This window comes from Reinekea forsetii (assembly GCF_002795845.1).
Classification (GTDB): Bacteria; Pseudomonadota; Gammaproteobacteria; order Pseudomonadales; family Natronospirillaceae; genus Reinekea; species Reinekea forsetii.
This window is the reverse complement of record NZ_CP011797.1, coordinates 162,461-174,312: the sequence shown is the minus strand read 5'-3', so window position 1 is coordinate 174,312 and position 11,852 is coordinate 162,461. Positions and strand designations below refer to the sequence as shown.

The following is an 11,852-nucleotide window of genomic DNA, read 5'->3' as shown; positions in this document are numbered from 1 at the left end:
CCCTAATCTGGGGCAGTACACCGACCGGAAACCCTATTATGGCTAACATTCTCATTGCCGGCGCAACCGGTCTAATCGGCTCGCATCTGGTGCAACAGCTAGCGCCCGATCGGGTCGACGAGGTGCTCTTGCTGGTGCGTCGTCCCATTGCGCCACTGCACGCTCACCATCATCAATGGGTCAGTGATTTTATGCCGCTGGCCTTACCCCCGGTTAGCGACAACGCCGATGCCGTTATCTGTGCCCTGGGCACCACAATCAAACAGGCCGGCTCACGCGAAGCCTTTGCCGAGGTAGACTTTGGCCGGGTGCTCGATCTGGCTAGAGCGGCAAAGCAGGCCGGCTACCGGCGCTTTGTCGTAGTTTCCAGCCTGGGTGCCGACGCCGACGCCGGGAATTTTTACCTGGCCACCAAGGGCCGCATGGAAGCGGCCTTGGTGGCCCTGCAGTTCGACTCGCTAACCATCGTCCAGCCCTCACTCTTGCTCGGCAAACGGTCGACCTTCCGGCTCGGTGAACGGATTGCACAGGTGCTTTTTTCCGGCTTATCCTTTGTCTTTATCGGGCCGCTGCGCACCTATCGACCGGTCCACGCTGAGGACGTTGCCTCCGTGCTCATCCGCGTCGCATTGGATGGCCAATTGGGCTGCCGGCGCATTCCGTCGAAGCAACTGATAGCCGCCGTTAGTTAGGCGCAATTCGACCGCGCCTTGAACGGTATTCGGCAGGCAACCCTAATCGGCGACGGCGTTTTTTACCCGAAGCATCCCCTATATAAGCTTTAGTTATCAATAATGACAATAAATAACAATTAGACTTTGCTTTTCGATTCGAGCTAGATTGGCTGCATCGTTCAAATCAAGGTTACTGCTCCATGGCTAACAATCAAAACGCCGAACTGTTGGACAAAGCCCGTCTGTTGCGCCACGACATTCGTGATGGTTCCTTTACGGGCTACACCAGTGGTCTGGTGCCGGGCTTGGTGCAGGGTAATGTGGTTATTCTGCCCAAGGTTTGGGCGGAAGATTTTTTGCTCTATTGTTATTTAAACCCGGTGTCCTGCCCTTTGATCAGCATGTCTAAGCCTGGCGATGCCATGGTGCCGGCGCTCGGTGCGGATATCGATATTCGCACTGACATTCCCCAGTACAATGTCTTTAAGGACGGGGAACTGGTCGAGCAGGTCACAGACATTGAACAGTATTGGTCTGATGACATGGTCAGTTTTGTCCTAGGCTGTTCGTTCTCGTTTGAAGAAGCCTTATTGCGTGCCGGCTTGTCGATACGCAATATCGATCTGGACCGGAATGTGTCCATGTTTGAAACCAATATCGCCACGGCACCGAGTGCGAAGTTTTTCGGTAACACGGTCGTTACCATGCGGCCGTTCAAGCCGGCAGACGCCATCCGTGCGATTCAAATAACCACTCGATTGCCTAAAGCGCATGGCGCGCCGATCCATATTGGCATGCCGAATAAGATCGGCATCGAAGACTTGGCCAAGCCAGAATATGGCGACAGTGTGCCGGTCAACGATGATGAAATACCCGTTTTTTGGGCTTGTGGTGTTACGCCACAGGTCGCCATCCGTAATGCCAAGCCACCACTGTGCATTACACATGTCCCTGGCAAAATGTTAGTGACGGACAAATTGAACGACGAGTTAGCCGTTCTGTAACCATTTTAATAAAAAGGTGAAAAAAAATGATAAAAAAAGTTATTGGCCTAGCCGTTCTTGCCAGCACAATAGGTGTGCAGTCGTCCGCTGAAACATGGAACATGCCAACGCCTTATGGCGATGCGAATATGCCGACTAAAATAGCCTATCAATTTGCTGAAGAAATTAAATCTAAAACCGGTGGCGAGTTGGTCATTACCGTTCACTCCGGTGCCTCGTTAATTAAACATCCCGAGATTCCACGCGCCGTAAAATCTGGCCAGGTGCAGTTGGGCGAAGTTTTTATCGGCACGCTCGGCAATGAACACCCGGTGTTTAAGCACGACAACATGCCCTTCGTAGCAACCAGCTATGCCGACTCCGAGAAGTTGTGGTTGGCCGCTAAGCCAGAAATGGAGAAGTTGCTCAAAAAAGACGGCCTGATGTTGCTCTACGCAGTGCCTTGGCCTGCGCAAAGTCTCTATACCAAATTCCCAGTCGCATCGTTGGCTGACCTATCCGATTCCAAGATGCGTGCCTACAGCCCATCCACGTCTCGTTTAGCAGATCTGATGGGCACGACGCCTACTACGGTTCAGGTACCGGATATCCCACAAGCCTTCAGCACCGGCATCATCGATTCAATGGTGACATCGCCATCAACCGGCGCCAATGGTCAGGCTTGGGATTATCTGACTCACTACACGTCGATCGACGCGTGGATCCCTAAAAACATGGTTATTGTCAATACGCGCGCATTCAAGCGTTTAGACAAGGCAACCCAAGCCATCATCCTGGAAGCGGCTGCAAATGCAGAGAAGAGCGGCTGGGCCGGCGTGGTTGAACAGGCTCGTAAGGATACTCAGACCCTGATTGACAACGGCATCATCGTAACGGCACCAACTGATCAACTGATCACTGAGCTCAAAGCGATCGGTGCAGTGATGTCCGACGAGTGGTTGGCAGAAGCTCCAAAAGAAGTAGGCGCAATTCTCAAAGCTTATAACAAGTAATCAAGCTTTATCGCCCCCGGCAAGCTATTGTCGGGGGCCTTTTGCGTGGGACATTTTATGCATTCCTATAAAGATCGATTATATCTGGCTTCCGGTTATCTATCGGGCCTGTGCATCATCATTATTATGGTGGTGGTTTTAGCTCAAATCATTGGCCGACTATTGGGCTTTATCGTCCCCTCTGCTGAAGATATATCCGGCTACTGTTTATCGGCCTCCATTTTTTTTGGCCTGGCCTACACTTTTAGGGATGGTGGTCATATTCGTGTAACATTACTCTTTCAAAACCTCCCCCCCAAGGCGCGCTTTGCGCAAGAATTTTTTGTCCTGATCATCGGTCTGGTGTTGGCCTCGTTTGTCTGCTGGTATAGCTGGTATATGATTTGGGAATCTTACCTCTTTGAAGAGCTCACACAGGGCTATATCCCCATGCCACTCTGGGCGGTACAGGTACCAGTGGGTCTGGGGTCGACCGGGCTCTTATTGGCAGTCCTTGATGCGCTGGCCGCAATGCTCGGTGGCAAGCTGCCGATCTATACCCAGCACGAAGGCGAAGTTAACCTGGAGGAGATCTAATGGATTTTGTCGTAATTTCAATCGTGCTGGTCGCCTCGATGCTATTGATGCTCGCGATTGGTGTATGGGTATCCTTGGCCCTTATCGGGGTGGGTATTATTGGCCTGATGTTAGTTGATAATGGGCAAATTGGTTTACTGTTCGGCACAACAACGTGGGGAGCGAGTACCAACTGGACATTGACAGCCTTACCGATGTTTATCTGGATGGGTGAAGTGCTATTCCGTACTCGCTTAGCGTCTGATCTCTTCGAAGGCTTAACACCCTGGCTCAACCGTCTGCCGGGTAAGTTGCTCCATGTTAATGTGCTCAGCTGTGGCATATTTGCCGCGGTCTCGGGTTCGTCCGCGGCAACCGCGGCTACCATCGGTCGCATGACCTTGCCGGAGCTTAAGAAGGCCGGCTATAGCGATCGTATGTCTATCGGTACGTTGGCCGGCTCCGGTACCTTGGGGCTATTGATTCCACCATCGATCATCCTGATCGTGTATGGCGTCGCCGCCGAAGTCTCTATCTCCCGACTCTTTATTGCCGGCGCGTTGCCCGGGTTATTGTTGGTTTTTTTGTTCATGGGCTATATCGTTATTTGGGCCTTACTGAACAAAGACCAGGTACCCCAGGACGATGCGGCTGACCTCAGCTTCAGGGTGAAACTCAAGGCGCTGAAAAAACTCTTACCCATTCTCGGCCTCATTGGCTTTGTCCTCGGTTCCATCTATGCCGGCTTTACCACCCCAACGGAAGCGGCTGCCCTGGGCGTCTTTGGTGCTCTGTTACTGGCCTTTGTGACCGGCACGCTGAATATGACCACCTTTAACGAGAGTTTATTGGGTGCGGTAAAAAGCTCGTGCATGATCGGCCTTATTCTCGTCGGCGCGCATTTTTTAAGTCTCGCTATGGGTTTTCTCGGCATCCCCCGCTCATTGGCCGCAAGCATTGGCAGCCTCGACCTCACTGTATTTCAACTGCTCGCAGCACTAACGCTACTGTTCGTTATTCTCGGTTGTTTTCTGGATGGCATTTCGGTTGTAGTATTGACCGTATCGGTGGTCATGCCGATGATCGAGCAGGCGGGTATCGATCTATTATGGTTCGGTATCTTTATCGTGCTGGTCGTGGAGATGTCGCAAATAACACCACCGGTTGGTTTTAATCTCTTTGTCATTCAGTCCTTAACGGGCAAGAATATTCTCTATGTGGCGCGGGCGGCATTACCCTTTTTCTTGCTGATATTTCTCGCCCTGATACTGATCTATATTTTCCCGGGTATCGCCACCTATCTGCCCTATTCAATGAACCAATAATGATCCACTGACTTGATATAAACCTGCGGCCTTTGCCGCTCTAAATTGATACCGTTGGGGTTAATCGATAATCAGGAGTTATAGCTTGAACGTAAACTGCGATATGGGTGAAGCCTTCGGCTCATGGGAAATGGGCAACGACGCCGAGTTGATGCCGTTGGTCGATATGGCAAATATCGCCTGTGGCTTTCACGCCTCGGACCCACAAATAATGGAACGCACGGTAAAGCTTGCCGTGCAATCGGGTACCAGCATCGGCGCTCACCCGGGCTATCCTGATTTACAGGGTTTTGGCCGCCGTGATATGGCCATTCCGACGGCAGACATACGCGCCATGGTTCTCTACCAGGTCGGCGCGCTCGATGCGATTTGCCGAGCCAACAACAGCCGGGTGGACTATGTCAAACCGCATGGCGCGCTCTACCATAGAGCCTTCGCCGATCGGGCGGTGATGGCGGTCGTGATGCAAGCGCTGCACGACTATAACGACCAGTTGTCGCTGCTGGTGCTGGCCGCACCCGATTCCGATGCGATCCGACGGCTCGCCGATACGCATAAGATACGCGTCCAGTTTGAGGCCTTTTCCGATCGTGCCTACGCCGACGACGGCACCTTGCTCAGTCGCAGCATAGCCGGTTCTGTCTATAAGACAGCCGAGCAAGTCAGGGCCCAAACCGAGCAGATAATGACTCAGGGCTCGGTTACCTCGATCTCCGGCAAGGTGGTTCGCTTTCAGGCCGATACCCTCTGTATTCACGGTGACGAGCCCAATGCCGTGCAAACCGCGCAGGTGATTCGTGAGGTCATTGCCGGATGCTCGAAATAAGTCCCGTCAATGAAAATACGTGGATTGTCTATTTTGGCGAAATAATATCCGATCAAGTTGCCATGCGGGTTAAACACTTTAACGACTTGCTGTGGCTTAGCCATGCCGAGGTCGTGCTCGATACGGTGCCGTCCTATACCTCCGTGCTGGTAACTTTTAACCTAAGGCTGATCGACCGCTTCGCGATGGCGGCCATATTGCGTCAGGCTTACCAGCGCACTATAAGCACTGAACTGGTCGATCAAGCCTTGGAAACCATTGTCATCGAAGTGTGTTACGGCATTGGTGCGGTCAACGATCTGGAGTATGTCGCGCAATACTGCGGCCTCACGACGCAGCAAATCATCGATTTACATGCCGGCCAGTCGTATCGAGTCTATGCGATTGGCTTTAGTCCGGGATTTGGCTTCTTGGGCAATACCCACAAGAGTCTTTTTGTGCCCCGACGAAAAACCCCGAGATTAAAAATACCCGCCGGCAGTGTCTCCTTGGCCGACAACCAAAGTGCCGTCTACCCGAGCGAGTCGCCTGGCGGTTGGCAGGTCATTGGCCGTACCTGGCAGAAGATGGTCGACTGGGACAGTGATGAGTTCGCCTTCCTCAAAACCGGTTGTAAGGTGCGCTTTGAACCCATATCGGAGGCCGATTATCTGGCGAAGGGGGGGCAACGCTAATGTCGTTAGTCGTCGTTAAAACCGGTTTGCTGGCCCAAATTCACGATCGCGGCCGCTATGGCTATGGCGCCCATGGGCTGACCCACAGCGGACCGATGGATGAGGTCGCCCATTGCTGGGCCAATTGGTTGTTGGATAATCCATTGGACAGCGCCAGCCTGGAAATTACCTACGGCCAATTGGGCCTAGAATGCCAAGCGGCCTGTTCGGTTGCCCTCACCGGCGCAGACCTCGGCGCAACCTTAAATGGCTTGCCGGTCAAACCTTGGCGACGGCTTGAGCTAAGGCCCGGAGACCGACTCTGCTTTGCCACGCCGGTGCAGGGTATGCGCGCCTGCCTGGCATTGCTCGGTGGTATCCAATGTAAGAAAAGTTTCGGCAGTGCCAGTACCGTCAAACGCGAAAAGGTTGGCGGTATGCTCGGCGACGGCTCCGCTATCAAGGTGGGCGACCGGATCGCCGCAGAACAATCCCGACCGGCTCCGCAGCGCACCATGCCAGAGTGGGCCATACCGACTTACCGTCGTAGCATCGAATTGGGGCTAATTCCCGGTTACCAGTTTACGGCCATTCCGGCGCTGCAGCGGGCGCTGTTCTTCTCCGGCCAGTATCGGGTCACGGACAAGATTGATCGCATGGGCTATCGCTTGAAAGGGGATGCCATTGAAACCGGGATAAATGGTATAGTTTCAGAAGGCATTGCCTTGGGTTCGGTGCAAATCCCCAGTGATGGGCAACCCATAGTGCTGATGCGCGACCGTCAAACTATTGGCGGATATCCCAAGATTGGTACGGTGTTTTCGTTGGATCTGGCCTTGTTGGGGCAAGCCATGCCAGGTGATTGGGTGAGCTTTAAACTAATGGATGTCGCCGATGCCGAAAATAGACGTCTGTTGTTTGAGCGCAACTTCGCGTAGAAGCCTCCTTGTACCGTGCCGTTGAAGCTCCCTTATTAAGGTTTTCCGATGAATATAAATAATTTGAAAACCTATGTTTGGGTCGCCAGCTTAGGCAGTTTTCGCAAGGCAGCAGAAATTCTCCATACCACCCAACCGGCGGTCTCAAACCGCATCGCGAGCTTAGAAAGCGAGTTGGGCGTGATCCTCTTTGAACGGGTACCCGGTCCTGCGCCCATAGCGCTCACCGCCAAGGGGGTCGAACTGCTGCCCTTCGCCGAGAAGATCCTCCTGCTTCAAGAGGAAATAAAGCAGCGCGGTATGAACAAGAACAAGGATTCGGGCATTATCCGCATCGGTGTCTCGGAAACCATTGTGCATTCCTGGTTACCGGCCTTTTTGCAAACCCTCAATATTGAAATGCCGAATTTGGAAGTTGAGCTGACCGTCGATGTCACCACCGAGCTGAGCAAGGCGTTGGCGGCGCGCACCATCGATTTAGCCTTTTTAATGGGACCGGTATTAGAACCGACCACCGTCAACTTAGCGCTGTGTAACTTTCCCTTAGTTTGGGTCGCCGGTGCCGGGCTAGACATACCCAATCGGCGCTTGGAACTCGACGAGCTAACCCAATGGCCCATCCTCACCTATGCGCGCAATACCAAACCCTTTCGAGAGATCAAAGATCGTTTTCGCGAAGAGAGTTCGAAGTCTGTGCGCTTTATTTCCTCCAGCTCACTGGCCGCTTGTTTCCGCTTGGCGGTCGATAACGTTGGCGTGGCGACCTTGCCCAAGAGCATGGTGCAGCAGGCTCTGGCGCACCAGGTGGTCAAGGCTCTGGATGTCGCCTGGACGCCAACGGAACTCAACTTCACCGCAACCTACCTGGCGTCGCCTTACAATTCCTTGGTTGAAAGCTCGGCCCGGCTCGCGGTGCGCACGGCGAACAACTACATCGACTCCGACATCAACGAAATCATTATTGGTGGCCCACTTACGCGGCCGCGCCAGCCCGCCGAGTCGGAAGCGTCTTAGCGCTCGGTGGTGCAGTCAGCGAGCGAGGTTAACAGCCAATCGCTTCCCACCTGTTCGATCTGCAGACACCAACGCCCCGTTTTAATCTCCTGTGCACCCGATGCCAAAACCGTTCGAGTCCAGTCCGAGCTGGGCGTCTCGATGGCCTGCAGTTGGGCTTCGAGCCAAGCCTGAAAGCGATCCGGATCGTGCAGAAAGGCGGTCGCTTCGGCTAACAGCAGCAGGGCATGCGCGTCGCTGTCGGGCGAGTTGCTGGCGGCCAAATCGGCGCGCAGGCTGATCAATGTGCGCGCGCTTTCCTGCTCAGCCAAAGCCATCCGTCGATACTGATTGGCGCTCAAACCCTGCTCACCCGCCGCAACCTCGGCCAAGATCTGTTGAAACTCGTCCACCAGCGTTACATGGAGGTGAAAGGAGCGGTAAAACAGCACGCCAGATAGCAGCGCCGAGGCGAGCAGGGCGAGGGCCATTAACGGGCGATGATTTTGCTGCAGTGAAGTCAAAATGGGCACGTATAAATGTCTTATTATAATGGGCGGCGGATCACAGGACCGGGCCACCACGGTTGTTTTTATTATCTCTGTGTCCTACGTTGTCAGAAATTCACAGTCTGCGCAAGGATGCTTATGACCGTTGCCATCACTTACAGTCGTGCCCATCTGGGCATGGTCGCGCCAGAAGTCACTATTGAAGCTCACCTGTCCGGTGGTCTGCCCGCCTTTTCCATCGTCGGCCTGGCCGAAGCGGCGGTCCGAGAAGCGAAAGATCGGGTTCGCTCGGCGATTCTCAATAGTCAGTTCGACTTCCCCAATGCGCGCATCACCGTCAATATGGCACCGGCCGATCTGCCCAAGCAGGGCGGCCAATTCGACCTGGCTATTGCCTTGGGTATCCTTGCCGCCAGCGAGCAGATCGATGGCAAGGCCCTGGACGGCTATGAGTGGCTCGGAGAGCTATCGCTCGGCGGGTATTTGCGCCGCGGTCCGGGTGCCTTGCCTGCCGCGCTCGCCTGCCAACGGGCGGGCCGGGTGCTGGTGTGCAACCCTGAAAACGCCCAAGAGGCCAGCCTGGTCGAAAATCAGGTGGTCTTCGCCGCGGACCACCTGCTCCAGGTCACGCGCATGCTATGCGATCCATCCGCCGCGTTACCCAGACCAAATCGTCTGTTGGCGGCCGCCCCAAGCCATTACCCCGATCTGGCCGATGTAAAGGGTCAGCATGCGGCACGGCGCGCACTCGAGATTGCCGCCGCCGGGCGCCACAATCTGCTTTATTTTGGCCCACCGGGCACGGGCAAAACCCTGCTCGCCTCGCGCCTGCCCGGTATTTTGCCACCGTTGACCGACGCCGAAGCGCTCGAGGTCGCAGCCGTGCAATCTGTTGCCGGACAAGCCATGCAATGGCGCAAACGGCCCTATCGGGCACCGCACCATTCGGCCTCGGCCGCGGCCCTGATCGGCGGCGGCAGTGTGCCGCGGCCGGGCGAGGTCACGCTGGCCCACCGGGGTGTGCTCTTTCTCGACGAACTGGCGGAATTCCCTCGTGCCGTGCTTGATGTACTGCGCGAACCGATGGAAAGCCAGAGCGTTAATATCGCCCGAGCTGCGCGACACTGTCAATTTCCCGCCAACTTTCAACTCGTTGCCGCCATGAATCCGACGCCGGGTGGTTATGCGGCCAATGATCCACGTTCGGCGCGTTACAGTCGGGAACAAATTCAAAAGTACATTGCGCGGCTGTCCGGGCCCTTTTTGGATCGCATCGATTTGCATATAGAGGTGCCCACCTTGGCGAAGGAGGTACTGCTGGCGCACCAGCATCCGGAGTCCTCGGCCACGGTGCGCGCGCGCGTTGGGCAGGCCTGGGATCGTCAGATGGCACGGCAGGGTTGTGCTAATGGTGAGTTGGCAGGGCAGGAGTTGGACCGATTTTGCGCCCTGGGCCAGGCGGAACAGCAACTGCTCGAGAAGGCGATCGATCGGCTCGGCCTGAGTGCCCGGGCCTACCACCGCTTACTCAGGGTGGCCCGAACCGTTGCCGATCTCAATGGCCAACCCAGCATAGATCGGCAGGCCCTGATCGAGGCGCTCAATTGCCGGCAACTGGAAAAGCTCACCGGCGCCGGCGGCTAGAGGTCCATATCATACTCGACCATAAAGGCACAATGAGGACTCAAGCGCGGTTCGCGGATGATTTTGGCATCGAGCACGTAATCGGCCAGATTTGGCGTGATCAGTTGATAATCGATGCGGGCGCCATTGGCCTGGGCTTCATCGAACGGCCAAAAGGTATGCTGCCGATCTTGACGATTAACCAGGCGGAAGGCATCGATAAACCCGATGGGCCCCAGTGCCTGATCCATCCAGGCACGCTCTTCGGGCAGAAAACCCGGCTCGCGCTGATGGCTTTCCCAATTGCCCAGGTCGACCGAGCGATGTGCAACCTGATAGCAACCGGCAAACACAAAATCCCGGCGCTTGCGCCGGGTGCGTTTGAGATGCTGTTGCAGCCCATCCAGATAGGCCAATTTATGTTCTATATCTTCAATATATTGAGCCGGGGGGACCCAAACCGAGGCGACACTGACGTTGTCAAAATCGGCCTGAATAAACCCCCCGTCAAGATCAAAGGTGGGGTGACCAAAACCGCGAATAATCGCCTTGGGCATGGTGCGCGAATAGATCGCCGTGCCGGCATAGCCGTCTTTTTCAGCATCGAAGAAAAAACCGTAAAAACCGGGTATCTCAAGTAGGTTCGTCGGGAGCTGATACTCTTTGACTCGGGTTTCCTGAAGACAAACGACATCCACGTCCTGCTGCTGTGCAAACCATTCCAGCAGGCCTCGTTCGACAGCATTAACGATTCCGTTTACATTTAGCGTGATGACCTTCATCTGTTCCTTCCAATCCAAAATTCCGCACGAGGGGCTGGTCGCCTTTATCGCGAATGACATAGTTTTTCAAGGTGCATATCTTAACCGATTATAAGGTATAATGCGGTGTATATATCCACAGATACAATCTGTTGTTGTTTTATTTAAAGGGACCTAATTAATGAATAGTCCAAATCCGCATCAAAGTACAGCGCCGCTCCAACGCTGGCAAAAGGAATTTATTGAATTTGCGATCCACAAAGACGTGCTGCAGTTTGGTGATTTCACATTGAAATCCGGCCGCCAAAGCCCTTATTTTTTCAATGCTGGCAAGTTCGATGACGGTCAATCGCAGCAATTACTGGGCGAGATCTATGCCCGCACACTGATCGAGTCTGGCATTGAGTTCGATTCCCTGTTTGGGCCGGCCTACAAGGGCATCCCCTTAGCCACCTCGACAGTTATCGCGCTAAACAGCGGTCATCACCGCAATGTGCCCTTTACCTTCAACCGTAAGGAAGCCAAGGCGCATGGCGAGGGCGGGCAACTGGTTGGCGCGCCATTGAGCGGCAGGGTCATCCTGGTCGACGATGTCATTACCGCCGGTACCGCTATTCGCGAAACTCTGAGTATTTTAGAGAACCACCCCGACGCGCAACTGGTTGCGGCGGTGGTGTTAATCGATCGTCAGGAAAAATTACAGGGTTCCGCCTTATCGGCGATTCAAGCGCTCGAACGCGACTATGGCTTATCGATACTGCCGGCCATTCGCCTCGACCAAATTATGGCCTACATCGCTGAAGACACACGTTATAGCGAGTATCTGCCAAAAATGGCCGCCTATCGAGCTGAGCACGGCATAGACTGAGCAGACGAGTATCGGGCACCGGCTGACTCTATCCGAGCGGTCGGCAAAACTGCTCCGAGCCGCTATCGGTCAAGGCTACGCAGACAGAGCGCAGGTGGCCGTGGTCTCAAGGCCGGCGCAACGTTTTGACT

13 protein-coding genes are annotated in these 11,852 nt (G+C 54.6%); 11 read left to right on the top strand and 2 right to left on the bottom strand.

Going from position 1 to position 11,852, the window contains the following annotated elements; translation table 11 throughout:
- Nucleotides 1–38 precede the first annotated feature (38 nt).
- The 9 genes from REIFOR_RS00925 to REIFOR_RS00885 all read left to right on the top strand — a co-directional run bounded on the left by REIFOR_RS00925 (nt 39) and on the right by REIFOR_RS00885 (nt 7,981).
- On the top strand, nt 39–692 hold the full coding sequence (locus tag REIFOR_RS00925; protein ID WP_100255776.1) for an NAD(P)H-binding protein: 654 nt from the start codon (nt 39–41) through the stop codon (nt 690–692).
- Between the two features lie 182 nt (nt 693–874).
- The gene (locus REIFOR_RS00920; protein WP_100255775.1) at nt 875–1,678 is read left to right on the top strand and encodes a putative hydro-lyase; all 804 of its coding nucleotides are present in this window, start codon (nt 875–877) and stop codon (nt 1,676–1,678) included.
- A gap of 26 nt (nt 1,679–1,704) precedes the next feature.
- Entirely contained in the window at nt 1,705–2,670 is a 966-nt protein-coding gene (locus REIFOR_RS00915) for a TRAP transporter substrate-binding protein (RefSeq protein ID WP_100255774.1), read from the top strand.
- Between the two features lie 57 nt (nt 2,671–2,727).
- Nucleotides 2,728–3,246 carry a TRAP transporter small permease gene (locus REIFOR_RS00910; RefSeq protein ID WP_100255773.1) on the top strand — a complete coding sequence of 173 codons (519 nt, stop codon included), beginning with the start codon at nt 2,728–2,730 and terminating at the stop codon, nt 3,244–3,246.
- Nucleotides 3,246–4,550, top strand: coding sequence for a TRAP transporter large permease (locus tag REIFOR_RS00905; RefSeq protein WP_100255772.1), 1,305 nt, complete (start codon nt 3,246–3,248; stop codon nt 4,548–4,550). The genes REIFOR_RS00910 and REIFOR_RS00905 overlap by 1 nt, the downstream gene beginning before the upstream one ends.
- Before the next feature lie 85 nt (nt 4,551–4,635).
- On the top strand, nt 4,636–5,376 hold the full coding sequence (locus REIFOR_RS00900; protein ID WP_100255771.1) for a 5-oxoprolinase subunit PxpA: 741 nt from the start codon (nt 4,636–4,638) through the stop codon (nt 5,374–5,376).
- Nucleotides 5,364–6,050 (top strand): 5-oxoprolinase subunit PxpB, encoded by a 687-nt coding sequence (gene pxpB, locus REIFOR_RS00895; RefSeq protein ID WP_100255770.1) that lies wholly within the window; start codon nt 5,364–5,366, stop codon nt 6,048–6,050. The genes REIFOR_RS00900 and pxpB overlap by 13 nt, the downstream gene beginning before the upstream one ends.
- Nucleotides 6,050–6,967, top strand: coding sequence for a 5-oxoprolinase subunit C family protein (locus tag REIFOR_RS00890; RefSeq protein WP_100255769.1), 918 nt, complete (start codon nt 6,050–6,052; stop codon nt 6,965–6,967). The genes pxpB and REIFOR_RS00890 overlap by 1 nt, the downstream gene beginning before the upstream one ends.
- A gap of 48 nt (nt 6,968–7,015) precedes the next feature.
- A complete protein-coding gene (locus tag REIFOR_RS00885) occupies nt 7,016–7,981 on the top strand; it encodes a LysR family transcriptional regulator (protein ID WP_100255768.1) in 966 nt (321 codons plus the stop codon).
- Here the strand turns inward: REIFOR_RS00885 and REIFOR_RS00880 are convergent.
- The gene (locus tag REIFOR_RS00880) at nt 7,978–8,493 is read right to left on the bottom strand and encodes a hypothetical protein (RefSeq protein WP_100255767.1); all 516 of its coding nucleotides are present in this window, start codon (nt 8,491–8,493) and stop codon (nt 7,978–7,980) included. The genes REIFOR_RS00885 and REIFOR_RS00880 overlap by 4 nt on opposite strands.
- 114 nt (nt 8,494–8,607) lie before the next feature.
- Here REIFOR_RS00880 and REIFOR_RS00875 point away from each other — a divergent pair, with 114 nt between their 5' ends.
- The gene (locus REIFOR_RS00875) at nt 8,608–10,113 is read left to right on the top strand and encodes a YifB family Mg chelatase-like AAA ATPase (protein ID WP_100255766.1); all 1,506 of its coding nucleotides are present in this window, start codon (nt 8,608–8,610) and stop codon (nt 10,111–10,113) included.
- Here REIFOR_RS00875 and REIFOR_RS00870 read toward each other — a convergent pair.
- Nucleotides 10,110–10,934 carry an exodeoxyribonuclease III gene (locus REIFOR_RS00870; protein ID WP_227003725.1) on the bottom strand — a complete coding sequence of 275 codons (825 nt, stop codon included), beginning with the start codon at nt 10,932–10,934 and terminating at the stop codon, nt 10,110–10,112. The two genes, REIFOR_RS00875 and REIFOR_RS00870, sit on opposite strands and share 4 nt — an antisense overlap.
- Nucleotides 10,935–11,034: 100 nt before the next feature.
- On the opposite strand from REIFOR_RS00870, the gene pyrE reads away from it, so the two are divergent.
- Nucleotides 11,035–11,721 (top strand): orotate phosphoribosyltransferase, encoded by a 687-nt coding sequence (pyrE, locus tag REIFOR_RS00865; protein WP_100255764.1) that lies wholly within the window; start codon nt 11,035–11,037, stop codon nt 11,719–11,721.
- Nucleotides 11,722–11,852 lie beyond the last annotated feature (131 nt).